This is a genomic window from Amycolatopsis sp. TNS106, from assembly GCF_019330265.1.
Lineage (GTDB): Bacteria > Actinomycetota > Actinomycetes > Mycobacteriales > Pseudonocardiaceae > Amycolatopsis > Amycolatopsis lurida.
Genome location: NZ_CP024972.1, coordinates 481,237 through 504,720 on the forward strand (window position 1 = coordinate 481,237; position 23,484 = coordinate 504,720).

A 23,484-nucleotide genomic window follows, 5' to 3' on the forward strand; every position below is an offset into this window, starting at 1 on the left:
GTGTAGTGATGCGCGAACTCGACGAATTCGAAGACGGTTTGATCGAGCGGTTCCGGAACCACCCGGCACTGCGAGGCGTCACCGAGCTCTCGCGGGAGGACCTGCAGACCGTCCTGCTGCAACGGCGTTTCCTGTCGCTGGCCTTCACCATGGCCTACGACCTGGCGATCGATCTGCTCACCGACGAGCAGTCCAAGCGGATCGCCCGCGTCATCATCCGTGAGGAGTACCCGGACAACGCTTCGCCCGGCAGCACGCCTTCCCATCGCGAGGACATGATGGCGGACATCCTCGCGCTGGAGATCCCGCGTGAAGCGCTGGTGCGGTCGCGGAGGTCGCTGGCCACGACGGCGTGCATCGACACCACGATGGAGCTGATCGCCTCGGCGGGCGACTCGAAGCACGCCGACGTCGAACTGCTGACCATCCTGCGCTTCTGGGGCGAGGTGCTGGTCTCCGTCGAGTACGGCGAACTGTGGCGCCGGATCGGCCCGGTGCTCGGCGACAAGTCCGTCTTCTACTACCCGCATCATGTGCACGACGCGAAGTCCCGCCCGCTCGCCGCCGCGTCCCCGCTTTCGCTCACCCATTCCGATCAGCTCGGGCTGCGGCTCGTGCAGCTGATCGACTCGAGCGAGGCGCGGGAGCGGTTCCGGGAGACGGAGCAGGCGGTCGTCGCGACCAAGACGGCGTTCTACGACCAGTTCCTGCCCGCCTCGTGAGTGATAAGTGTCGTTCTAACGCCTCTTTATCACTCACGACAGTGATGGCTCAGCAGGTCACACGAGACCGGAGAACCGGCCCAGGGTCTCCTCGCGTCCCAGCGCCTGGGTGATCGCGTGCAGGTCCGGGCTCCGGGTCGAGCCCGTGATGGCGATCCGGATGATCTGCGAAGCCTCGCGGATGGAGCCAGGGAAGCCTTCGGGGTTCTTCTTGAACTCCTTGGCGTTCTTCGCGAAGCCGTGCTTCGCCGCGACCTCGCGGATCTGCTGGAACCATTCCTGGCCGTCGTCGAGCTGCTGGTAGTTCTCGACGAAGTCCCGCGCCACGGCCCGGACGACCTCGGAGTCGACACCGAGGGCGGCGATCCTCTCGTCGTCGGCGCTCTCGACGGCGGCGTGCAGCTGCGGGAAGAAGAACCCGTAGACGGCGCGGAACTCGCTCCACTTCTTCAGGTCCTTGCGCGGGTTCTCGGCGCCGTCACGCTCGACGGCGAGCGCGCGGAGGGCGAGCTCCGGCTCGGCGTCGAGGACGGTCCGCAGCTCGGGGTCGAACCGCTCCGCCCAGCCGCGGACCTCTTCGAGGATCTCGGCACCGGTCAGCGTGGCGATGTGGTCGGCCGAGATGTCGTCGAGTTTGACCAGGTCGACCAGCGGGCCGGCGACGCCGCATTCCTCGAGCTTGATCGGCTCGGCCAGCGCCTGGTCGAGCGGCATCTCGGCGAGACGGCCGTTGGCGAGACCGCGCAGGTAGTAGAGGACGGCCTTGGTGGGGTAACCGGACTCGATGTAGAAGTCGACGCTCGCTTCGGGGTCCTTGCGCTTCGACAGCTTGCGCTTGCTGCCGCCCTCCTGCTTCATCAGCGGCGCGATGTGCGCGTACGTGATCGGCTCGAAGCCGAGCGCGTCGAACAACTGCTGGTGCACCGGCACCGACGAGATCCACTCGTCGCCGCGGATGACCAGATTGACCCGCATGAGGTGATCGTCGACCGCGTGCGCGAAGTGGTAGGTCGGCAGCCGGGGGCTCTGGTCGGAGCTCTTGAGGATGACGACGTCGTTGCGGTTGGCCTCGGCCTCCAGCGGGCCGCGGATGGCGTCGGTGAACCGGGCGCGGGCGCCGGTGTCCTCGGGCGCGCGGAAGCGCACGACGTACGGGTCTCCGGCGTCGAGCTTGGCCTGGACGTCGGCGGGGTCGGCGTCGCGCCAGATGGCCCACGAGCCGTAGTAGCCGGTCGGCAGCTTCGTCGCCTGCTGCCGGGCGGTGATCGCCGCCAGTTCGTCCTTGGTGGCGAAGTCGAGGTACGCGCGGCCGGAGCGGAGCAGGTGCCGGACGTAGGTCAGGTAGATCTGCTCGCGCTCGGACTGCTGGTACGGGCCGTAGTCGCCGCCGCGGTGGATGTCCTCGTCGGCGGCGAGATCGAAGTAGGCGAAGCCTCGCTCGAACTGCTCGATGGCGCCTTCGACCTCGCGGGACCGGTCGGTGTCCTCGACCCGGACGAGGTAGCGGCCGCCGCTGCGGCGGGCGACGTCCTGGTCGATGGTGGCGACGTAGACGCCGCCGATGTGGACGAACCCGGTCGGCGAGGGACCGAACCGGGTGACCAGGGCGCCCTCGGGGAGCTCGCGGGCGGGGTAACGCTGTTCCCAGTGCTCGGGCTCGGGCAGGTCGGCGGGGAAGAGGGCGTCGATGACTGCTCGGTCCAGCATGGCGGTTCAGATCTCCCGGCGTCGTGGTGCATGGCGGTTTTCGCCACCGAAGAGCCTAACCGTCCGGCCTCCCGGCCTGGTGAGGGTGGGTCCCGAAGCCGGATCGAGACGTGCTTTTCCGTCGGTGCACCCCGGTAAAATAGGCCTTGCCGGACATTCGGGGAGGAAATCGGTGACCACCGATAGCTCGCTTCGTGAAGAACCCCAGCTCACCATCCGACCAAAGCCCTCGGCGTTCTTTCTGCGCCGACGTTTTCTCCGCGCTTTCGGGCCCGCGCTGGTGCTGGCCGTGAGCGGCCTGATCGTCCTGCTCGTGAGCGGCACCGTCGTGGTGCCGTTCCAGCAGACGCTGGTCCTGCGCGGCAAGATGGGCTCCAAATCCGATCTCTTCGAGGACGCGAAGGTCCAGGAAATCCTGATGCGTCATCACATCCGGGTCCATGTGACCAGGACGGGGTCACGGGACATCGCCACGCACGACCTCAGCGAGTACGACTTCGTGTTCCTGTCGGGCGAGCCCGCCGCCGGTCTCGTCCGGCGGTCGAGGGCCAACGAGTGGACGGGCTCCGCGCGACAGCCGTTCACCAGCCCGATCGTCCTCGCCACGTACCGGCGTTACGCGGAAACGCTGGCGAGTAAGGGGATCGCGGCGAAACCGCCGGGGCAGGGCCTCTACTACACGCTGGACACCGACGAGTTCATGCAGGTGATGAAGCGGGGGGAGACCTGGGATTCGCTGGGCGTCCGAGACCACGGCGCCGCGAACGGCAACCGGGTGCTGGCGCAGACCTCGAACATCTGCGACTCGAATTCGGGCGCGACGTACCTGATCTTGCTGGCGTTCCTGGAGAACGGCCGTCAGGTCCCGGTCGTCGACCCGGGGCCGGCCGGACCGCCGGGCCTCTCGGACGCGAAGAAGCTGGCCAGCCGGTTGAAACCCCTCGTGGCGGCCCAGGGCTTCCCGTCGTCCGATCTTTCGGAGTCCTACGCGAACGTCGCCGAAGGTGACAAGCCGATCGTCGTCATCTACGAGCACCAGTACCTCGCGATGCAGTTGCGGGCCAAGGCGCAGAGCGGGCAACCGGATCACGACCGGGTGCTGCTGTACCCGAAGGACAACATCCTGACGAAACCGCAGTTCCTCGCCCTGAAGCCCGAAGCGGAGCGGCTGGGCGAACTGATCACCTTCGACCCCGATCTGCAGCGCCGTGCGATGGAGCTCGGCTTCGGCGTCGCGACCCCCGCGGGCAGCACGAAAAGCGCTCGGCTGTACGACTTCCTGCGCGGGCAGGGGCTGCCGACCCCGGAGATCGCGGACAACGACAGCACCACGCCGTTGCCGGACAACCTGGTACTGGAAGAGATGATCAAGACGGTCGGGGACTGCCCGTGAAGCGGCTGCTCGCGGTCCTGTGCTGCCTGCTCCTGGTGGTCGCCGCCTGCTCGAGCGGCGGCCAGAAGGTGAAACTGCGCGTGCTGGCCAGTTCCGAACTGGCCGACCTCGGCCCGATTCTCGACGACCTCCACGGGGAAACGGGAATCGAACTGGAAATGGATTTCCGGGGAACCGTCGACGCGAGCACCTCCCTCACGCCGGGGAAAGCGACGCACGATCTCGCCTGGCTTTCCACCGACCGGTATTTCCAGCTCAAGTACCGGCAATCGGGCGACAAGGGGGAACGACCGCTCGCGACCAAGACCATGGTGTCGCCGGTGATCGTCGGGATCACCCCGGCGAAGGCGGCGGAACTGCGCCGAGGCAAACCCGACGGGAAGCTCTCGTGGGCGGACCTGGCGGACGCGGCGGCGGGCGGCGGCTTCCGGTTCGCGATGGCGGATCCGGCCAAGTCGACCAGCGGGCTCACCTCGCTCGTCGGGGTGGCGACGGCCGCCGCGGGCACCGGTGCCGCGCTGCGCCTCCAGGACGTCGAATGCGACAAGCTCCAGGGCTTCCGCACCGGGCACACGCTCACGGCGGACACGTCGGCCGCGGTGGCCGAGCGGTTCGCCGAGCGCCAGGACGTCGACGCGATCATCGGGTACGAGTCCACGCTGCTCTCGCTCAACGCGAGCGGCAGGCTCAAGACACCGCTGGAGCTGGTGTACCCGCGCGACGGCATCGTCCAGTCCGACTACCCGGTCCTGCTGCTCGACCCGGCCAAGCGGGAGGCGTACGACCTGGTCGTCTCCTGGCTCAGGAGCCCGGCGACACAGAAGAAACTGATGGAAAGGACGCTCCGGCGCCCGATCGCCGGCAACGTGGAGCTGGATCCGAGGCTGCCGGCCTCGATCGGGAACTCGCTGTACTTCCCCGACGAACAGGCCGTCGTGGACAAACTCCTCGACGATTACGCGGCCACCGCGGGTCGCACGCCTGGACGCGTGATCTTCGTGCTGGACTTCTCCGGGTCGATGAAGGGGCAAAGGATCGCCGCGCTCAGGGCGACCTTCGCCGGGTTGAGCGGTGGGCCGGACGGCGGCTTCGACCGCTTCTCTCGCGGCGAGCGGCTCACGGTCCTCCGTTTCGGCGGGAAGATATTGGGGGACAAGGAGTTCACCGTCGACGGACCCCAGGATCTCGACGCGCTGCGAGCCTTCATCGCCGCCGACGAATTCGACGGCAGCACGGCGGTCTGGTCGGCGCTCGGCGAGGCTTACGCGAAGGCCGGCGCCCATCGCCGTGCCGAACCGGGCCGGAGCGTCTCGATCGTGCTGATGACCGACGGGGAGAGCAACACCGGGCCGGGCATCGAAGAATTCCTGCGCGCGCCGAGAGATCCGGGCGTGCACACGTACACCATCCGGTACGGCGAGGCCGATCCCGCCGAACTGGACCGCGCGGCCGTGGCCACCGGTGGCCGGATGGTCGACGCGAACGCGACATCCCTGCTCAAGGCCTTCAAGGAGATCCGTGGCTGCCGATGATCTGTGGTGGGACGTGTGGGGACTGTGGCTCGGGGTCTGGGTGCTGACCGTGGCCGCCTTCCTCGTCGCGGCCGTCGTCTTCGTGAAACACTGGCGCCGCGCCCGGACCGACGGGGACCAGGGGATGATCCGGGGCATCGCCTTCTACCTGCACACGAAATCCGTGATGGGGCTCTACCAGTTGCATCGCTACAACGAGGCGCTGGAACAGGAGGTCGAGAAACGGAAGAGCCGGGGCTGGCGGTTCTGGGGATCGGGTGGATTCGGCCCGCTGCAAGGGGAAACAGAGCGCACCGACACCGATGAGGAGTTCCGGCGGTACATCCGCAAGGCCGAGCCGATCACGGTGATCGGCATCGTGACGAAGGTACTCGAGAAACACCACGACATCATCTACGTGGACCTGGCGAACCAGGAACTGGTCCACAACCGGGCGCTGGTGAGGGAACTCGGCTGGGCCGACGGTCCCGAGAGCACCCGGCAGCTCCAGACCCGGCTGCGGGGTGTCGAGGCGTTCGTCTCGGTGAAGGGCCTGTTCCGTAAACGCTCCCAGACCGGTACCGAGACGGTTTTCGTCGCGCCGTACGGGAATCCGGACGATCCGGGACAGAGCAGGCGGGTCCGGTTCACCTGCGTCACCAGCGATCTGCGGGACACCGCGCCCGCCGGTGCGTTCCGGGCGCGGTGTCTCGGCAAGGTCGAGGACTGGGACCCCGAAACCGGTGAACTCGTCGTTCACCCCATCGCGATCTTCAAATGACCTTGGTGTGCCCAAGGCCGGACGCGCCACGTTCGGCTCAATACCCGGTCTCGGCGCAGAAACACCCGACGCCTTTCGCGATCCAGTCCCGGCCTTCCCACTCGGGGTGGCGTTCGATCATCAGCGCTTCGACCTCCGCGGCGATGGTCTCTTCGGGAAGAGACGAGTCGCGCCGTGACCGGGTCTCGTCGCGCAGCAGTTCGAGGTACTCGCGGACGTCGGTCAGGATCCGGCGTCCGGAGACGTCGCCGTGGCCGGGGACGACGATGTCCGGCCCGGCGGCGGCCAGCCGCCCCAGCACCTCGATCCACCGCGATCCCGAGACGTCGGTGTCGTGCGGCGGAAACCACGGGAAGATCGCGAACTGGCCGGTCTCGGCCAGATCCCCGGTGAACAGCACGCCCGCGTCGGGCACGGTCACCACCTGGTCGCCCTTGCTGTGGGCGCGTCCGGTGGCCTCCAGCCGCACCACCCGCCCGCCGAGGTCGAGTTCGTACGTGTCGTCGTAGACCACGTCCGGGGTGGCCAGGGTGACGCCGTCCAGCGCCCGTGCGACCGGGGCGCCGAGACCGCGGAACATCTCCAGATAGCCCGGTCCTTTGTGGACCAGGTCCGCCGCCTGGGCGCTGTTGACGAGGTAGGTCGCCTCGTCCGCGAACACCTGCGCGCCGAAAGCGTGCTCGGGGTGGAAATGCGTGGTGGTCAGGTACAGCCTGCGGCCGCGGGCGTGCTCGGCCGCGAAGGCGAGCACCTTGTCGGCGTTGCGGGGACCGAGTCCGGTGTCGACGACGAGCACCGAGTGCGAGCCGCCGATGATCCCGATGTTGGGGACGAGGTCGACGCCGAGATTCGGGATCACCACGAGGTCGCGGGCGATTTCCCGGGCCTGGCCGGGTTCGACGGCGGGCTCGTGGGTGAGGGGTTCGAAGGGCATGATTCCACCTTCGGGCCGGTCTCGGTGCGCCGTCCAAGTCCGATCTCCACCGCTTGATACCTGATGGGTATCATCCCTGGTGATGGAGCTTCGCCTGCTGCGTTATTTCGTGGCCGTCGCCGAGGAGCGGCACTTCGGCCGGGCCGCCGCGCGGCTGCACATGACCCAGCCGCCGCTGAGCCGGGCCATCCGGCAGCTCGAGAACGACCTGGGTGTCGTCCTGCTGCTTCGCTCGGCCGCCGGCGCCGAGCCCACCGCCGCCGGGGCCGCGCTGTACGCCGAGGCCCGCACCCTGCTGGACCAGGCAGAACGCGCCCGCGCCCGGGTGCTGGAGGCGGCGGGGCCCGCGACGCTCACCGTCGGAACCCTGGCAGACGGAGCGGGGGAGTCGGGCACCCGGCTGGCCGCGGCGTTCCGGCGACGGCATCCCGAGGTCTCGATCCGCTTCCGCGAGGCGGATTTCACCGATCCCACCACCGGGTTACGTCCCGGGCTGGCCGACGTCGCGCTGACGCGGTCGCCGTTCGACGAAACCGGCCTCAGCGTCCGCGTCCTGCGATCCGACCCGGTCGGGCTGGTGCTGCGCACCGGTGATCCGCTCGCCGGTCGTGCGTCGCTCCGGCTGGCCGACGTCGCCGATCGGCCCTGGTTCCAGTTGCCGGACGGCACGGACCGGCTGTGGCGCGAGTACTGGAACGGCGCCGCGCCCGTCGGGGAGCGTCCGGCCGGGCCGGTGGTGCGCACGGTCGGCGAATGCCTCCAGGCTGTGCTGTGGAACGGATCGACCGGGATAGCGCCGCTCGGGCACACGCTGCCGGACGGCCTCACCTGGGTGCCGCTGACCGACATGCCCCCGAGTCCGCTCGTCGTCGCCTGGGTGACCGCGCGCGAGAGTCCGCTGATCCGCTCCTTCGCGCGGATCGCCATCGAAAGCCAGTGCTAGAGCGCACTTACAAGTGCGTACTTCCCTTCGGAGAGCGACTCCCCGAAAGTGAGTTACGGCATCGCTCACCGTCCACAAGGGAGAACACATCATGTCGAGACCCGCTGCCAGGTCCCGGATCCGGGTCGGCCGCACCACCGTCACCTACCTACCCGACGGCCACGCCTGGCTCAACCCCGCCGTTTTCCTGCCATCGAGCGTCCCGTCCGGCTGGGCGGCCCACGACGCGTTCCTCGACGAACGCGGCTGGTTCCCGGTCAGCATCGGTTCCTTCCTGATCCGCACCGGGGACCGGACCGTCCTGGTGGACCTGGGGCTGGGCGCCGCCGACTTCGCCTTGCCCGGTGCCGCCGAGTTCCGCGGCGGCGGCCTGCTCGACGCCCTGGCCGCGGAGGGCGTGACGCCCGAAGACGTCGACACCGTGATCTACACGCATCTGCACCACGACCACGTCGGCTGGACGACGAACGTCCCGCCCACCCCGGACGGCACGGCCGAGCCGGTGACCGGGCTGACCTTCCCGGCGGCGCGGCATCTCGTCAGCGAGAGCGAATGGGCGCACTGGTCCGGCACGAACGACCCGGTCGGTCCGGATCCGCTCGCCGTCCAGCGGCCGCTGGCCGAGGTGATCGGCTTCTTCGGAGACGGCGACCTCGTCGCGCCGGGGGTGCGGATACTCGCCACACCGGGGCACACGCCCGGCCACAGCAGCGTCGTGGTCACCGATCCGGCCGAGGAGGACCCCCGCCGCGTCGTCGTGCTCGGCGACGTCATGCACTGCCAGGTGCAGATCACCGAAAGCCACTGGACGTTCGCGTTCGACGTCGACCCGGCGGAGGGCGTCGCCACCCGTGAGCGCCTGCTGAAGGAGATCGAGGACGACCGGACGATCCTCGCGGGCGGGCATTTTGCCGGACAGGTGTTCGGCCGGGTCCTGCCGCCCACGATGCGCCGGGTCTGGGCCGCCGGCCAGGCCGCCGGATAACGTCGAGGCATGCCGGAGCCATCCCGCCGCCGTCCCCGTCCAGGCACTCCAGGCCAGGTGCTGGCCTGGTTGCCGGACGGGCGGCCCGCCGACGTGTACAGCGCGCCATGCCCCTCGCGACAGGTCCTGGATCGCATCGCGGACAAATGGACCGCGTTGATCGTCGGCTGCCTGTCCACGGGGACCAAGCGCTACAGCGAACTGCGCGCCGCGATCGACGGGGTGAGCGAGAAGATGCTCACCCAGACCCTGCGCGGCCTCGAACGCGACGGTCTGGTCTCGCGCACCGTGCATCCGACGGTGCCGCCGAAGGTCGAGTACACGTTGACCACGCTCGGCGGCACCCTCTCCGCCCCGTTGGCGGTGATCCGGGACTGGGCCGAAGCCCATATCAACGAGATCAACGACGCCAGGGCGCGGTACGACGGCGGGGTGTAAGAACACCGGCTCCGGGGCATTCACCGGCATGCCGGACTCATCTCCAGAACCCGACGAAGCGACCGTCGACGCCGTCGGAAAGCTGGTCTTCGCCCTCGAAACGGTCGAGCAGGCCCGCGGTCACCTGTACGCCTTCCATCACCTCACGGGGACAGCCGACTTCGCGCTCGGCGATGCCGTCGAAGGCCTTCGGAAAGCCGGGCACGCCGAGTGGGCGGAGCGGATCGAGACCGAGCTGGTCGGGCTCAACGTCCTGCCGGACAGGTGGACCTTCCAGGTGATCGAGGAGTACGACGACGGCTACTACCAGGCCTGCCGCGACCTGACGCGGGACGTCGTCGACGACCTGACCGGCGGGCGCCGTCACCTGCACGAAGAACGGATCAAACGGCGACGGCGTACCGAGGGACGGCCGGGCCACGAGATGGGACGGCCGTCGAGCGGCTGAGCTACTTGCAGGGGTCGTGGCCCCAGTTCATCAGCGAGTGCCGCCAGGTCGTGTTCTCGACGTCGCCGGACGGGCGCTGCGCGAGGTGCCGGTGAACGTAGCCGACCACCTTGCGCATGTGCTGTTCGTCCTCCGAGGAGAGATCCGCCTTCTTCGTCCGCAGGATCGTGACGATCCGGCGGCCGGACTCGTGGCCGACGGACTCGCCGCCGTTCTTGTGCTGCCCCGCCTGGCGGGACTCGTCGGTCTTCAGCCACTTTTCGAGTTCGCCCGCGGTCATGTTGACCGCTTCGCCGAATTCGGTCCGGACGTCCTTGTCCTCGCTCACAACTTCTCCAGGGCCTCGGGCTTGTGCACCGCTTCGCCGCCGCTCTTGTCGCTGCGGACCAGGTACTGCGGCTCCTCCTTGGACGCGCGCACGGTGCGTCCGCCCGCCTCGGTGTCGGAGGTGATCTCCTTCAGGACCTCACCTTCGGCCTGCCCACCGTGACTGTTCCAGCGGACTTTGTCACCTTTGCGGAATCGCTTGGTCATCGCACTCCTTCTCGTCGTGGACGGTCCGACGACGGCCAGACGTACGGCAGGTCGTCGGGAACGTCCGGGAAACTCGCGCGGTAGTGCCCCGGGTCCTTGCGGACGAGCGCGGACTGGTGGCTGCGATGGAAGTCCGTGTCGCCGAGCCAGGGCGGAAGCTCTTTCGCCTCCGCGAGCCGGGCTTGGGTGCGGATCTCGTCCAGCCCGGTGGCGCGGAGAAGATCGAGCCGCAGGGTTTCGCGGCAGGTGTCCTGCCGTCCGGTCTCGCACCAGACCTCGCAGATGTCGAGGCCGTACCGGACGAGCGCTTCCTCGTAGCCCGCCCACATCGCCGCGGCCGGGTGGTGCCGCCAGCCGTACCCCGGCACCGTCAGCGCGCGCAGCACCTGGATCGTCTCGACCCGCTGCTTTCCGAGCCTCCGCTGGTCGAGCACGGAAGCGGAGGCCCGGAAGTCGGCGCACGGGAGAAACGTCTGCACACCGTCGGCTTCCCCGTCGTCACGGATTCAAACCGATCAGAAGATCGACCAGCCGGTCAGGGTGGTGAACCGGTCCAGCGCCGCGACGCCCGCGACGGAGTTGCCGCGCGGGTCCAGCCCGGGGCTCCACACGCAGATCGCGCACCGGCCGGGGACGATCGCGACGATTCCGCCGCCGACGCCGCTTTTGCCCGGAAGCCCGACCCGATAGGCGAATTCACCCGCGGCGTCGTAGGTACCGCAGGTCAGCATCACCGCGTTGACCCGCTTGGCCGCGCTCTGCCCGAGCAGCCGGGTGCCGTCGTTGCGCACGCCGTGGCGGGCGAGGAAGACCGCCGCGCGCGCGACGTCGCCGCAGTTCATCGCGATCGAGCACTGGCGCACGTACTGATCGAGCACCGCGGGCACCGGATGACGCATGTTCCGGTACGACGCCATGAAATACGCGAGCGCGCGGTTGCGGTCGGCGTGGTCGGCCTCCGACGCGGCGACCTCGGCGTCGATCCCGATGTCCGCGCGGCCGCTTTCCTCGCGGAGGAACCGAAGCAGTGTCTCCGCCGCGTCGCCGTGGTGCGCCAATTCGTCGGTCACCACGAGCGCACCCGCGTTGATGAAGGGGTTGCGGGGGATCCCGTCCTCGTTCTCCAGCTGCACCAGCGAGTTGAACGGGTTGCCGGACGGCTCGCGGCCCACCCGCTCCCATACGCCGTCGCCGTGGGAGAGCGCGAGCGCCAGGGTGAAGACCTTCGACATGCTCTGGATGGAGAACGGCGTCTCCCAGTCGCCGACGCCGTGCACCCCACCGTCCACTTCGGCCACCGCCATGCCGAACCGCCCGGGCTCGACCCTGGCCAGGGCGGGGATGTAGTCCGCGACGGAGCCGCGGCCGATCTCCGGCGCGACGTCGTCGGCGATCCGGTCCAGCAACGCTGCGAGGTGCACGGCCGTAGCGTAGAAGCGCTCCTTCGCGCGCGAAGATCGGGGTTCGCCGGTGAACTTGTCAAATCGAAACGGGAAATTCCGGTGAAACCACCAGAGTGACGTCCCGCACACCTTAAGTCTTCCTTAGCACTGTTGGTGACCTGCCGCACACGCTCTAGCGTCTGGCAACCATGGATTCCTCGCTGCTCACCGAAAAAGGTGAAAGCTACGCAAAAGCACTGGGCAACCGCCAAGTGCAGATGATCGCCATCGGCGGCGCGATCGGCGTCGGGCTGTTCCTCGGTGCCGGTGGCAAGCTCCACCAGGTAGGGCCGTCGCTGGTCCTGTCGTACGCGCTCTGCGGTATCGCCGCGTACTTCGTGATGCGCGCTCTCGGTGAGCTCGTGCTGCACGAGCCGACTTCCGGCAGTTTCGTCACCTACGCCCGCAAGTTCGTCGGGCCGTGGGCGGGGTTCGTCTCCGGCTGGATGTACTGGGTGAACTGGGCGATGACCGGGATCGCGGAGATCACCGCGGTCGCCATCTACGTGCACAAGTGGCTGCCCGACGTGCCGCAGTGGATCACCGCGCTGGTCGCGCTCGGTGTGCTGATCGTGGTGAACCTGCTTTCGGTGAAACTGTTCGGCGAGCTGGAATTCTGGTTCTCGGTGGTCAAGGTGCTGGCCATCGTCGTCTTCCTGGTCACCGCGGCCGGACTGGTGCTCACCAGCGCCGACATCGGCGGCACCACGGCGGGTGTGCACAACCTGACCGCCCACAACGGCTTCTTCCCGGCCGGGATCGGCATCGCCCTGATGACGCTGCAGGCGGTCATCTTCGCGTATTCGGCGATCGAGGTCGTCGGTATCGCCGCCGGCGAGACCAAGGACGCCCGCAAGGTGCTGCCGAAGGCCATCAACGGGGTCGTCTGGCGGATCGGCGTGTTCTACGTGGGCTCCGTGCTGCTGCTGGCGATGCTCCTGCCGTGGCCGTTCTACAACGGCGGCGAGAGCCCCTTCGTCACCGTGTTCAGCCGTCTCGGGATCCCGGGCATCGGCGACGTGATGAACGCCGTCGTGCTCACCGCCGCGCTGTCGAGCTGCAACTCCGGGCTCTATTCGACCGGCCGCATCCTGCGGGCACTCGCGGACAAGGGCGAGGCGCCCAAGTTCGTCGGCCGGATGAGCAGCCGTCACGTGCCCTACGGCGGCATCCTGTTCACTTCCGGCGCCTACGTGCTCGGCGTGGTGCTCAACTACCTGGTACCGAAGGACGCCTTCGACATCGCGATCGCGATCGCCTCGCTCGGCGTGATCACCACCTGGGCGACGCTGATCTTCTGCCAGCTGCGGCTGCGTCAGGCCGCGCTGCGCGGGGAGCTGGAACGGCCGTCCTACCGGATGCCTTGGGCGCCCTACAGCGGCTGGGCGACGTTGGGCTTCCTCGCGCTGGTCGTCGTCCTGATGGGCTTCTCCGACGGCGCCGAGAAGATCGCGTTCTACTCGATCCCGGTGCTGGTCGTGGTGCTGGCGGTCGGCTGGCGGATCGTCGGGAAACGCCAACGCCAAGAGGTGCGCTGACCCTCGCGTTTCGTCCTCTGAACGCGTTGCCGCGTTCAGAGGACGAAACGCGGTCGTCAGCTGGACGTCGGGAAGTGGAAACCGGCGGTGGAGTGCGGCCACCGCGTCGTGACGACCTTCGCCCGCGTGTAGAACCGGACGCCCGCCGGGCCGTGGATCGGGCTGTCCCCGATGAGGGAGTCCTTCCAGCCGCCGAACGAGTAGTACGACATCGGCACCGGGATGGGCACGTTCACCCCGATCATCCCGACCTTCACCTCGCGCTGGAACCGCCGCGCGGCCTCCCCGCTGCCGGTGAAGACCGCGGTCCCGTTGCCGTACGGGTTCGCGTTGATCAGCGCGATCGCTTCGTCCAGAGTGGACACCCGCACGATCCCGAGCACGGGGCCGAAGATCTCGTCACGGTAGGCGGCCATCCCGGTGGTGACGTGGTCCAAAAGGGACGGTCCGACGAAGAAACCCTCTTCGTGCCCGGCGACCCGGAGGTCCCGGCCGTCGACCACCACGGTCGCGCCCTGCTCCGCGCCGAGGGCGACGGAGTCGATCACCCGCTGCCGCGCGGCCTCCGTGACCACCGGGCCCATGTCGTTGCCCGCCTCGTGCCCGGGGCCGACTTTGATCTCGGCGGCCTTGCGCTCCAGGATCTCGACCAGTTCGTCGCCCGCCGAGCCCACGGCGACGCCGATGGAGATCGCCATGCAGCGCTGCCCGGCGGAACCGAACGCGGCGGCCGTGAGATGGTTCGCGGCGTACTCCAGATCGGCGTCGGGCAGGACGACGGCGTGGTTCTTGGCCCCGCCCAGCGCCTGCACACGTTTACCGGCCGCCGTCGCGCGTTCGTGGACGTACTTGGCGATCGGGGTCGAGCCGACGAACGACACGGCCGCGATATCGGGATGGTCCAGGATCGCGTCGACCGCGACCTTGTCCCCGTTGACCACGGTGAACACGCCGTCCGGAAGCCCCGCCTCGGCGTACAGCTCGGCGACCAGCCGGGACGCGGACGGGACCCGTTCGCTGGGCTTGAGCACGAACGTGTTGCCCGCCGCGATGGCGATCGGGTGCATCCACAGCGGCACCATGATCGGGAAGTTGAACGGCGTGATCCCGGCGACGACCCCGAGCGGCTGCCGGAAGTCGTGCACGTCCACGTCCCGCGAGACCTGGTCGGAGAAGCCGCCCTTCAGCGCGTCGGCGATCCCGCAGGCGTATTCGACGATCTCGCGGCCGCGGACGATCTCACCGCGCGCGTCGTCGATCACCTTGCCGTGCTCAGCGGAGATGATCCGCGCGAGTTCGTCCTCGTGCTTCACCAGCAGCTCGCGGAAGGCGAACATCACCTTCGTCCGCTGTGACAGCGACGAATCACCCCACGACTCGAACGCCTTGGCCGCTGCCGCCACCGCGGTGTCCACATCGGACGGTTCCGCGAGAAGCACCGCCGCCCGCGGACGTCCCGCCGCCGGGTCGTAAACCGGGGCGGTGCGGGTGGAGCCCGCCGTGGTGGCGGCGCCGTTGATCCAGTGGTCGATGGTCTTCACGCGTTGTCCTCCACAGGTGTTCACAGAAGTCCGACGGCCGTGTCGACGGCCTTGGCGACGTCGCCGTCGTGCGGGTAGAGCAGCGACCGGCCGACCACGAGGCCTTGTACGGTCGGCAGCGCGAGCGCGCGTTGCCAGGCGGCGAACGCGGCGTCGGGATCCTTGACCTCGCCGCCCAGCAGGACGGCGGGCAACGTCGAGGCGGCCAGCACGCGCTCCATGTCCTGCACCACCGGGAGTTTTAGCCAGGTGTAGGCCGACGAACGGCCGAGTGCGGAGGCGATCGTGATCGAGCGGATCACGGCGTCGGGGGAGAGGTCGGTGCGGAGGCGCCCATCGACCCAGTCCGCGAGGAACGGCTCGACCATCGCGATCAGTTTCCGGTCGGCGAGGTCGTCGACCGCCTTCGCGGTGTTCTCGAGGACGCTCGGCGTCGCCGGGTCGGTCAGGCAGATCCTGGTGAGCGTCTTGCCGCCGTCGAACCGCATCCGCTCGATGGTTTCGGCGTCGTAGCAGGCGAACCGGTCGTCGATCTCGAAAGTCGATCCCGCGAGCCCGGTGCGGTTCATCGAGCCGATGACGGTCTTGCCGTCGAGGGCGCCGAGGAGCAGCAGGTCGTCGACGATGTCCGGCGTCGCCAGCACACCGGTGACGCCGGGGCGTTCCAGTGCCAGGCCGAGGCGGTCGAGCAGTTCGCCGCGGTCGGCCATCGCGAGCGGGTCGGAGCCGACGCCGTTCGCGCCGCGCGCCGGATGGTCCGCGGCGATGATCATCGTGCGGCCCTTGTCGTTGAAGGGGGACTTCGCCCGGACGCGGGTGGCGGCGGCCACCGCGACGGCCCCGGGATCGCGCACCCGCGCGGTGACTATCCGGCGCACTGTGTCCGACAACTTCGTACCTCCCGGCTCGCGTGGTTCTGCGACCATCGCAACCTGCGAGAGACTTTGTCAAGACATATGGACATAAGGTCATAGTGGCCGGTCGCGGTAGGCTCCGCGCATGAAACCCTGGGCGCCCGGCGAGATCGTGGTGGATCCGAACGGCCCGGAGCCGCTGTATTCCCAGGTCGCCCGGCAGATCGGCGCCGCCATCGAAGACGGTAGGCTGCCGAACGGCGCCCGGCTGGACAACGAGCTCGATCTGGCCGCGCGGCTGCACCTGTCGCGGCCGACCATCCGCCAGGCGATCCAGTCGCTGGTCAACCAGGGGCTCCTCGTCCGCAAACGCGGGGTCGGCACGCAGGTCGTGCGCACCAAGGTCGCGCGGCCACTGCGGTTGAGCAGCCTCTTCGACGACCTCAGCGAACTCGGTGACAAGCCGGAGTCCGTCGTCCTAGTCAACCGGGTCGAACCCGCGGGCGACGACGCGATCGAGCACCTCGAGACGCCGGGCCTGACCCACGTCCGGCGGCTGAAGCGGGTGCGTTCGACCGGTGGCGAGCCGCTGGCGATCATGAACAACTACTTGCCTGACGGCCTCATCGCCCCGGCCGACGACGAACTGCGGGACAAGGGCCTCTACCAGCTATTGCGCTCCGCGGGTGTCCGTCTGCACGCCGCCCAGCAGAACGTCGGCGCCCGGCAGGCGACCGAGGAGGACGCCGAACTGCTCGACGAGGAGCCGGGCGCGGCGCTGCTCACCATGCACCGCACCACCTACGACGACTCCGGCAAGGTCGTGGAATACGGATGGCACGTCTACCGCGCGTCGCGCTATTCGTTCAATCTCTCACTGACCAACAACGTCTGACGGTTCGCGTTCCAGGTCGGTCTCCAGCGCGTCGTATACCGACGGACGGAACCGCCGCAGCAAGCCGGCGAGCGCCAGCCCGGCCAGCGCGACCACCAGGAGCAGCCACGGCAGGTGCGGGACGACTCCGTTGCTCGACCCGGCGAGCGTCGGGAAGTTGAGGATCGCCAGCGTCACGATCAGCCCGAGTCCCACCGCGCCCAGCCCGGGGGCGATCAGCGTCTTCACGACCCGCCGATCCCGCGTGCGGCGGAAATAGATCAGAATCGCCACGGCCGCGAACAATTGCAGGGTGAGGATCCCGAGCGTGCCGAAGCCGGTCATGCTCGCGGTGAGGTCGGCGACCGGATCGAGGCCGGCGAGCCGGAACGCCAGCGCCACCAGCGAACCGAAGGCCAGCTGGACGATCGAGGCGTAGCGAGGTGCGCCGTTGCGCGGGTCGGTCTTGCCCAGCAGCCGCGGCAGCACGCCGACCCGGCCCAGCGCGTAGAGATAGCGGGTGGCCGAATTGTGCAGCGCCAGCAGCGCCGCGAACAGGCTGACCACCAGAAGCAGCAGCATCACCTTCGTCAACGGGCCGCCGAGGTACTCCTGAGCCACCGACAGCACGAGATCGCCGCTCGACAGATGCGCGGCGGCCACGTCCTGTGCCTGCTCGGCACCGATCGCGCTGACCACGGCCCACGTCGTGAACGCGGCGAACAACCCGATGAACCCGATCGCGATGTAGGTCGCCCTGGGGATCGTCCGCTGGGGATCCTTGGCCTCCTCACCGAACAGCGCCGTCGCCTCGAAGCCGATGAAAGCGTTGGCGGCGAACAACAACGCGAGTCCGCCCGCCCCCTGGAACATGACGGACGGGCTGAACGCGGCGAACGAGAAGCCGTGCCGGAACAACACGCTGAAGTCCATGATCAGCAGAATCGACACTTCGAGGATCAGCGAGACACCCAGTACCTTCGCGCTGACCGCGATTCCCCGGCGGCTGAGCAGGAGGACCAGCACGACCGAAAGCGCGCTCCAGAACAGCCAATCGAGTTTCACGCCGAAGACGTCGTCGATCGCCGTGGCGGTGAAGAACCCGCTCGTGCCGATCGCGCCCGCGACGAAACAGTTGTAGCCGAGCATCGCGACGAACCCGGCGACGAGACCCGGCGTCCTGCCCAATCCCTTGACCACGAAGGCGTAAAAGCCGCCCGCGCTGGTGAGCACCCGCGACATCTGCGCGTAGCCGACGGCGAACAGCAGCAGGACGACCGTCGCCAGCACGAACGCCGCGACCATGCCGCCGCCGTTCCCGACCGCGATGCCGATGGCCGCGATCACGATCATCCCGGTCAGGGGCGCGACCGCGGCGAGCACAAGGAAGACGATGTCCGGCACGCCCAGGACGTTCTTGGCGAGCGACGTGTCTTCTCGGCTCATGCGGCGCTCCTCGTCTCGGCTGGACGGCCAGTATGAGAGCGGAGGTGGGCGCGGGCTTTGCCTTTGTGTGCTGGGGGCTTGTTCGTCAGCGCTGAGTGCTCCGAGTGGGTGTCCGCGCCCGGGGCCGGTTGACCGGAATCGACGCGTTTAGAGCCCATGGGACTGGTTAGTCCGATACGACCGATCTCACCGCTTAGGCTGTTCGGTCGGATTTGCCCGTCCGGTCCACGTCATCCCACCCGACCGGGTACACGGGAAGAAGCGCCGTCAGGAACGATCCGCCTCCGGTGTCCTCAAGGGGGACTCGAATGGACACACCGCTGGGAAAGTTCATGCTGCTGGTTTCGGAAGACCCGGAGGAGATACGGACCTGTCTCGCCGGCCTCTTCGGGGAATGCCGGTTCCGCGCGCGTTCGGCGTCGAAGGTCCGCGTGCACGCCCGGCGGACGAAGAACTTCACGGTCGCCTACGTCGCTTGCCCGGCCGCGGCCGAACTGCGGATCGGCTGCACCCGCCAGCACTTCCTGATCGCGGTCCCGGTCACCGGCAGAGCGGCCATTACCGGGGAAGTGTGCAATCCCGGTTCCGTGCTGGAGGCCCGCTGGTCGCGGGAGTTCGCACAGTTGATGGTGATCATCGACCGCGGAGTGCTGGAAATGCGGCTGAGCGCGATGCTCGGGTGCGCACTGCCGCAGCCGTTGCGATTCGAGGAGACGCTGAACACCGGTCGCCAGCCCGCCAAAGGATGGTATGACGCTCTGACGGCCTACGTGGGGTCGCTGGACGACACGGACAGCGCGCTGGAAATCGAAGCCGTCGCGGAGTCCGTCGAACAGGGCTTGATGACCACGTTTTTGGCCTCACAGAAGCACAATTACTGGGACGTCGTGACCGGCGAAGCGAAACTCGTGTCTTCACGCACCATTCGCGAGGCCACCCGGCTGATCGACGGGCAACCGCACCGGCATCATTCGGTGAAGAGCCTCGCCCGCGAGCTCGGGGTGAGCGTGCGCGCGCTGGAGAAGGGGTTCAAGCGGCATTTGGCGACCACTCCCAACGCCTATCTTCGCGATGTCCGGTTGGAGCGCGCCCACGCCGACCTTTCCGCTGGCGAACCCGACGCGGTCACCGTGGCACAGGTCGCCCAACGGCACGGGTTCTTCCACTTCGGGCGGTTCGCGGCCACCTATCGTGACCGGTTCGGTGAAGCCCCTTCGCATACCTTGCGCCGCCTCGTCGGGCCTTTTCGCTCGGGGTACGGATGATGGACAGGACCGTGCGCGGAAGTGATCGCCACGGCCCCATGCCCTCATACGGTGGATTGAGCGTCACCCACCGGTACATCGTTCTTCCCTGCTGCACCAGGTATGCGGCGTGACGCTTCCGGTACATCCGACGGAAGGGTCAGTGCCATGCCCCATGAGCGTGAAATACCGTCCCGAAGAAGAGGTGCCGCGGCCGTGCTGGCCGCGGCACCTCGCGTGCCGGCCGGTGACGTCCCGGCGTGGCTGACCGGCCTGCTCACCGAATGCCCCGGCCCCGACGCGGCCAGCGCATCGGCCGCGTGGGCCGGAATAGGCGAGCATTGGATCGCGCGATGGTGCGCCATCTGGCTCGCCGGGATGACCGCGGCCCGGTCCGCTCAGGCGTCAGCGGGCCTACTGGAGAACTTCAGATAGAGCAGTGCCCCCACGGCGAGCGTCGCCGCGAACAACAGGTACCAGCCCGCCAGCAGGAGCACGCCGAACACCAGGACCGTCGCGATCACCGCGAACCACCGTTGTTTGCCACCGGACGGCAGAAGCCGGACCCCGGCGGCCATCGCCACCAGGTAGATCGCGATCAGGCAGGCGTTCTCCGCGAGCAACGCCTGTTCCAGTTCGAATCCGGTGAGGATGGCGACGAGGAAGCTGATCGCGGTCCCGGTGGTCACCACGAGCAGACTGCGCCTCGGAACGTCACCCGATCGGCTGCCCTTGGCCAGCCAATGCGGCAGAGCGCCATCACGGCCCAGCGCCGCGCCGAGTTTCGCCATACTCGCCACGAACACGTTGAGCACCCCGAGGGTGACCACGACGGCGATCACCGCGGCGACCACTCGGACGGAGGTACCGAGCCCTTCGCCGAGCAACGCGGCCAGTGGCGCTTCGGTTTCCCCGGCTCGCGGGCCGAGCACGAGAATCGTCATTCCGCCGACGGCGAGATAGAGCACGCCGATGACGACGATGGAGATTCCCGTGGCCAAGGGCAGATCTCGCCGCGGATTCCGGAAATCGGGGGCCAGATGGGTCACGGTCTCCCACCCGATGAAGGCCCACACCAGCAGGCTGATCGCGGTCGCGATACCGGCGAAGCCGTGTGGCGCGAACGGCTGAAGGTTGGCCGTGTCCGCTTTCGGCGCCGCGAGCACCACGGCGCCGACCAGGAGAAGGGCCAGGAAACCGGTGAGCACCAACTGCACACGGCCGGACAGGTGCACGCCGAAAAGGTTCACCCCGATGGCGATGAGCACCAGCACGGCGGCCAGGAACATCGTCATCGTCCGGCCGCCACCGACCAGTTCGGTGATGTAGGCCGCGCCGAACGCGCTGGCGGCGGGCATTCCCGCCAGGGTGCCGAAATAGAACCACCATCCGGTCACGGCCGAGGTCTTGGGGCCGAACGCCCGCAGGGCGAACGTCGCCGGCCCCCCGGCGTCCGGATGGCGTCCCGCCAGCGCGCCGAAGGTCGCCGCGACCGGGGCGGAGACCAGCACCAGGACCAGGAAGGCGATCAGGGACGCCGGACCCGCCGCCTTGGCCGCCAGCGCCGGCAGTACCAGCAGACCGGTGCCGAGGACGGCGCCGACGTACAGCGCGACGCCCTGCGGCACGGTCAGATGCCGGGTGTTCGACCGGGACGAGTGCTCGACTGTCGATCGGCTCATGACCGTCAGATACCCGGCGCGCGCCTGCGGTTAACTTCGGCGGCGGGATCAGGTGGAGAGCGGCGTTCGGTTATTGAGGCTTAAGGCGAACGTGTGGTGGTGGGTGAAGGGAGCCTTCGGCCCTGGCCACTCACGACCTCCCGCGCCGTCCATCTCACCGCCGGCGCCCATGTCGCGAAAGCCACTTTCGCGACGCCTGATGTCCCGAAAGTGGCTTTCGCGACACCCCTACGCCACGTTCGCCGTATTTCCACAGAACGCTCAAGACTCGCGCGGCGCGGGAAAGGAAGGCCACCCGTGCGGCTTCTCCAGAATCTCGATGGTCGCCTGGTCGACCAAAAAGTACTGCCCGCCGTCCTCGCGAGGGTTCGTGTAGGCCGCCGTCGCGATCGAGCGGCCGAAGTCGGCCATCACCGCGATGGGATAGCCGCCGTCGAAGATCTCGCCGTGCGCGGCCGTCGCGACGGTCCCGGTTTCGTACCAGGTGACGAAATACTGCGCCGGGCCGGTTTCGAAGACGCGCAGTGTCGCCTCTCTCTGCCGGACGCCGGCGAAGTCGCCGGACACGCCGGTCCAGATCATCGTCGTCCGGTCCGCGTAGTGCTGCTCCAGCACGTTCCCGGAGCCGTAATGGAAGTTCGCGCGCAGCCCGACGAGGTCGGTGCTGAGCGGATGGGTCCCGGTCACGGGGAAGAAACGGACGTCGAGTCGCACGGGCTGAAACCTCCGGGTAGCTGGTATCCGCAGGTTTAGCAGCCCGTCGCACCTCGATCGTTGTCCGGCGAAGCGACCCTGTTGTCGGTGAACGCGAGGATCAGTCGAACATGCCGGGCTGGTAGTCGCCCGCCGGTGTCCTGGCGATGACGTTGAGCCGGTTGTACGCGTTGATCGCGGCGATCAGCGCGATCAGGGCACCGATCTGCTCGTCGTCGTAGTGCTTGCGGACCTGCGCCCAGGTCTCGTCGCCGACACCGTGGTGGGCGTCGGCGATGCGGGTGCCCTCCTCGGTGAGCGCCAACGCCGCCCGCTCCGCCTCGGTGAACACGTTCGCTTCCCGCCAGGCGGCGACCAGGTTGAGCCGCACCGAGGTCTCGCCGGCATGCGCGGCGTCCTTGCTGTGCATGTCGGTGCAGAAGCCGCAGCCGTTGATCTGGCTGGCGCGGAGCTTCACCAGTTCCTGGGTCGCGTGCGGCAGCGAGGAGTCCTCGATCGGCCGGTTCGCGGCGCCGAGACGCTTGACGTACTTGACGATGACGTCGTTCTCGAACAGGTTGATACGCGGTTCCATGATCTTTCCTCTCCGTCGGTTCTGCACACATGACGAGCGGGACCGAGAGGGTGTGACAGCTTTCGGCGTGACGCCGGTCACGCGGATTCGCCGACCGGCGACGGGTATCCGCCGGGTATGGGCAACCGTCCGGCCAGTGCCGTCTCGCTGTTCACCGCCGTCGGGACCGGGCTCTGCCTGATCGTGGGGCTGATCGCCCTGCTCCGGCATTGGTCGCCGGGCTATCTGGCGATCTGGTGCGCCGTGCTGGCCGTGGCCGTCGGCTTCAATCTGTGGGCGGCGAAGGGGCGTGAATGAGATCCGCGAGGATTTCGGCGCCGTCGACCACGCGCGGGCCGGGCCGGTTGAAGTAGGCGGGTCCGTCGAGGACGTGCACGGCCGGGATGTCGCCCCAGCCCGGCAGGCCGGTCAGCAGATGCAGTTCCGCCTCGGTCCGCTCCGGCGGAAACCCGCAGGGCATGAGCAGCAGCACGTCGGGACGCGCCGCGACGACAGCGTCCCACGTGATCGGCCGAGTGTGTTCGCCCGCGGCGGCGAGCAGGGGGACGCCGCCCGCGGCTTCGATCTGCTCCGGGACCCAGTGCCCGGCGGGCCAGAGCGGGTCGAGCCATTCGATGGCCGCCACCCTCGGCCGCGGTCGTCCCGCGCCCCGCGCGCGGACCGCGTCCAGTCGCTCCTGGAGGAGACGGGCCTCAGCGGCCGCGCGTTCGGGGACACCCAGCACGTCGCCGAGCGTGGCCAAGCAGGTGAAGATGCCGCCGAGCGTCCTCGGTTCGAGGCTCACCACCCGGATGTCGCCGTCCATCGCGCGCACGGTCTCCGACACCTGCCGGTAGGAGACCGCGCAGACGTCGCAGAGATCCTGCGTGAGGACGACGTCGGGCTCGGCCGCCGCGAGCAGCGTGGCGTCCAGTGAGTACAGAGCCGACCCGCGATGCTCCCCGCCGACGGCCGCCGAAATCTCCCGGCTCGACAGCGCGTCGTGATCGATCGTGCTGCTCGTGACCACAGGGACGTCGTCCAGCGCGCCGGGTGGCCAGTCGCATTCGTGGGTCCGGCCGGCCAGTGACGGCAGGAGGCCGAGAGCCGCGACGAAGTCGGTCGCGGCGGGGAGCAGCGAGACGATCCGCATCCGTCCACGGTAGGTGACCAGCCCATTCTGCACATCTGCGCGGAGCA

Annotated in this window: 26 protein-coding genes; 13 read left to right on the top strand and 13 right to left on the bottom strand. The window is 68.5% G+C overall.

Annotated elements, in window-relative coordinates:
- Positions 1–8: 8 nt before the first annotated feature.
- Positions 9–722, top strand: coding sequence for a hypothetical protein (locus tag CVV72_RS02385; RefSeq protein WP_219150830.1), 714 nt, complete (start codon positions 9–11; stop codon positions 720–722).
- A gap of 57 nt (positions 723–779) precedes the next feature.
- Here CVV72_RS02385 and CVV72_RS02390 read toward each other — a convergent pair whose 3' ends face one another.
- Positions 780–2,429 (bottom strand): glutamate--tRNA ligase, encoded by a 1,650-nt coding sequence (locus tag CVV72_RS02390; protein ID WP_219150831.1) that lies wholly within the window; start codon positions 2,427–2,429, stop codon positions 780–782.
- Between the two features lie 172 nt (positions 2,430–2,601).
- Here CVV72_RS02390 and CVV72_RS02395 point away from each other — a divergent pair, with 172 nt between their 5' ends.
- From CVV72_RS02395 to CVV72_RS02405, 3 genes are read left to right on the top strand one after another with little or no spacing between them, the layout of a single operon-like run.
- Positions 2,602–3,822: a hypothetical protein gene (locus tag CVV72_RS02395; RefSeq protein ID WP_219150832.1), complete on the top strand. Its 1,221-nt coding sequence runs from the start codon at positions 2,602–2,604 to the stop codon at positions 3,820–3,822.
- A complete protein-coding gene (locus CVV72_RS02400) occupies positions 3,819–5,354 on the top strand; it encodes a substrate-binding domain-containing protein (protein WP_219150833.1) in 1,536 nt (511 codons plus the stop codon). The genes CVV72_RS02395 and CVV72_RS02400 overlap by 4 nt, the downstream gene beginning before the upstream one ends.
- Positions 5,341–6,114, top strand: a complete 774-nt coding sequence (locus tag CVV72_RS02405) for a hypothetical protein (protein WP_219150834.1) — start codon at positions 5,341–5,343, stop codon at positions 6,112–6,114. The genes CVV72_RS02400 and CVV72_RS02405 overlap by 14 nt, the downstream gene beginning before the upstream one ends.
- 37 nt (positions 6,115–6,151) lie before the next feature.
- On the opposite strand, the gene CVV72_RS02410 is transcribed toward CVV72_RS02405, so the two are convergent.
- Entirely contained in the window at positions 6,152–7,048 is an 897-nt protein-coding gene (locus CVV72_RS02410) for an MBL fold metallo-hydrolase (protein WP_219150835.1), read from the bottom strand.
- Positions 7,049–7,130: 82 nt separating this feature from the next.
- Between CVV72_RS02410 and CVV72_RS02415 the strand changes: the two genes are divergently transcribed.
- The 4 genes from CVV72_RS02415 (at position 7,131) to CVV72_RS02430 (ending at position 9,862) form a co-directional block, all read left to right on the top strand.
- A complete protein-coding gene (locus CVV72_RS02415) occupies positions 7,131–7,991 on the top strand; it encodes a LysR substrate-binding domain-containing protein (protein WP_219150836.1) in 861 nt (286 codons plus the stop codon).
- A 91-nt stretch (positions 7,992–8,082) separates the two neighbouring features.
- Positions 8,083–8,976 carry an MBL fold metallo-hydrolase gene (locus tag CVV72_RS02420; protein WP_219150837.1) on the top strand — a complete coding sequence of 298 codons (894 nt, stop codon included), beginning with the start codon at positions 8,083–8,085 and terminating at the stop codon, positions 8,974–8,976.
- 9 nt (positions 8,977–8,985) lie between these two features.
- Entirely contained in the window at positions 8,986–9,414 is a 429-nt protein-coding gene (locus CVV72_RS02425; RefSeq protein WP_255632471.1) for a helix-turn-helix domain-containing protein, read from the top strand.
- Positions 9,415–9,442: 28 nt separating this feature from the next.
- On the top strand, positions 9,443–9,862 hold the full coding sequence (locus tag CVV72_RS02430; RefSeq protein ID WP_219150838.1) for a hypothetical protein: 420 nt from the start codon (positions 9,443–9,445) through the stop codon (positions 9,860–9,862).
- Between the two features lies 1 nt (position 9,863).
- Here CVV72_RS02430 and CVV72_RS02435 read toward each other — a convergent pair whose 3' ends face one another.
- From CVV72_RS02435 to CVV72_RS02450, 4 genes are read right to left on the bottom strand one after another with little or no spacing between them, the layout of a single operon-like run.
- Complete coding sequence (locus CVV72_RS02435; RefSeq protein ID WP_219150839.1) at positions 9,864–10,190, bottom strand: DUF3140 domain-containing protein; 327 nt, start codon at positions 10,188–10,190, stop codon at positions 9,864–9,866.
- Positions 10,187–10,396 (bottom strand): DUF2945 domain-containing protein, encoded by a 210-nt coding sequence (locus CVV72_RS02440; RefSeq protein ID WP_007028173.1) that lies wholly within the window; start codon positions 10,394–10,396, stop codon positions 10,187–10,189. The genes CVV72_RS02435 and CVV72_RS02440 overlap by 4 nt, the downstream gene beginning before the upstream one ends.
- The gene (locus CVV72_RS02445) at positions 10,393–10,875 is read right to left on the bottom strand and encodes an MSMEG_6728 family protein (RefSeq protein ID WP_219150840.1); all 483 of its coding nucleotides are present in this window, start codon (positions 10,873–10,875) and stop codon (positions 10,393–10,395) included. Before CVV72_RS02445 ends, CVV72_RS02440 begins: the two co-directional genes overlap by 4 nt.
- A gap of 36 nt (positions 10,876–10,911) precedes the next feature.
- Entirely contained in the window at positions 10,912–11,817 is a 906-nt protein-coding gene (locus CVV72_RS02450; protein WP_219150841.1) for a glutaminase, read from the bottom strand.
- A gap of 170 nt (positions 11,818–11,987) precedes the next feature.
- On the opposite strand from CVV72_RS02450, the gene CVV72_RS02455 reads away from it, so the two are divergent.
- Entirely contained in the window at positions 11,988–13,376 is a 1,389-nt protein-coding gene (locus tag CVV72_RS02455) for an amino acid permease (protein WP_219150842.1), read from the top strand.
- 56 nt (positions 13,377–13,432) lie between these two features.
- Here the strand turns inward: CVV72_RS02455 and CVV72_RS02460 are convergent, their stop codons facing one another.
- Both CVV72_RS02460 and CVV72_RS02465 read right to left on the bottom strand, forming a co-directional pair.
- Positions 13,433–14,917, bottom strand: a complete 1,485-nt coding sequence (locus tag CVV72_RS02460; RefSeq protein ID WP_219150843.1) for a CoA-acylating methylmalonate-semialdehyde dehydrogenase — start codon at positions 14,915–14,917, stop codon at positions 13,433–13,435.
- A gap of 20 nt (positions 14,918–14,937) precedes the next feature.
- On the bottom strand, positions 14,938–15,807 hold the full coding sequence (locus tag CVV72_RS02465) for an aldolase (protein ID WP_219150844.1): 870 nt from the start codon (positions 15,805–15,807) through the stop codon (positions 14,938–14,940).
- A 109-nt stretch (positions 15,808–15,916) separates the two neighbouring features.
- Here CVV72_RS02465 and CVV72_RS02470 point away from each other — a divergent pair, with 109 nt between their 5' ends.
- Positions 15,917–16,666: a GntR family transcriptional regulator gene (locus CVV72_RS02470; RefSeq protein ID WP_219150845.1), complete on the top strand. Its 750-nt coding sequence runs from the start codon at positions 15,917–15,919 to the stop codon at positions 16,664–16,666.
- Here the strand turns inward: CVV72_RS02470 and CVV72_RS02475 are convergent.
- On the bottom strand, positions 16,646–18,091 hold the full coding sequence (locus tag CVV72_RS02475) for an APC family permease (protein ID WP_219150846.1): 1,446 nt from the start codon (positions 18,089–18,091) through the stop codon (positions 16,646–16,648). The two genes, CVV72_RS02470 and CVV72_RS02475, sit on opposite strands and share 21 nt — an antisense overlap.
- A gap of 308 nt (positions 18,092–18,399) precedes the next feature.
- Between CVV72_RS02475 and CVV72_RS02480 the strand changes: the two genes are divergently transcribed.
- Together CVV72_RS02480 and CVV72_RS02485 are read left to right on the top strand one after the other, a co-directional pair.
- Entirely contained in the window at positions 18,400–19,356 is a 957-nt protein-coding gene (locus tag CVV72_RS02480; protein ID WP_219150847.1) for an AraC family transcriptional regulator, read from the top strand.
- 195 nt (positions 19,357–19,551) lie between these two features.
- On the top strand, positions 19,552–19,770 hold the full coding sequence (locus CVV72_RS02485; protein ID WP_219150848.1) for a hypothetical protein: 219 nt from the start codon (positions 19,552–19,554) through the stop codon (positions 19,768–19,770).
- Here the strand turns inward: CVV72_RS02485 and CVV72_RS02490 are convergent.
- From CVV72_RS02490 to CVV72_RS02500, 3 genes are all read right to left on the bottom strand, one after another.
- Complete coding sequence (locus tag CVV72_RS02490) at positions 19,734–21,017, bottom strand: APC family permease (protein WP_255632472.1); 1,284 nt, start codon at positions 21,015–21,017, stop codon at positions 19,734–19,736. The two genes, CVV72_RS02485 and CVV72_RS02490, sit on opposite strands and share 37 nt — an antisense overlap.
- Before the next feature lie 261 nt (positions 21,018–21,278).
- Complete coding sequence (locus tag CVV72_RS02495; protein ID WP_219150849.1) at positions 21,279–21,731, bottom strand: MoaF C-terminal domain-containing protein; 453 nt, start codon at positions 21,729–21,731, stop codon at positions 21,279–21,281.
- 100 nt (positions 21,732–21,831) lie between these two features.
- On the bottom strand, positions 21,832–22,305 hold the full coding sequence (locus tag CVV72_RS02500; RefSeq protein WP_219150850.1) for a carboxymuconolactone decarboxylase family protein: 474 nt from the start codon (positions 22,303–22,305) through the stop codon (positions 21,832–21,834).
- Positions 22,306–22,422: 117 nt separating this feature from the next.
- Between CVV72_RS02500 and CVV72_RS02505 the strand changes: the two genes are divergently transcribed.
- Positions 22,423–22,602, top strand: a complete 180-nt coding sequence (locus tag CVV72_RS02505; protein ID WP_219150851.1) for a hypothetical protein — start codon at positions 22,423–22,425, stop codon at positions 22,600–22,602.
- Here CVV72_RS02505 and CVV72_RS02510 read toward each other — a convergent pair.
- Positions 22,571–23,437 carry a cobalamin-binding protein gene (locus CVV72_RS02510; RefSeq protein ID WP_219150852.1) on the bottom strand — a complete coding sequence of 289 codons (867 nt, stop codon included), beginning with the start codon at positions 23,435–23,437 and terminating at the stop codon, positions 22,571–22,573. The genes CVV72_RS02505 and CVV72_RS02510 overlap by 32 nt on opposite strands.
- Positions 23,438–23,484 lie beyond the last annotated feature (47 nt).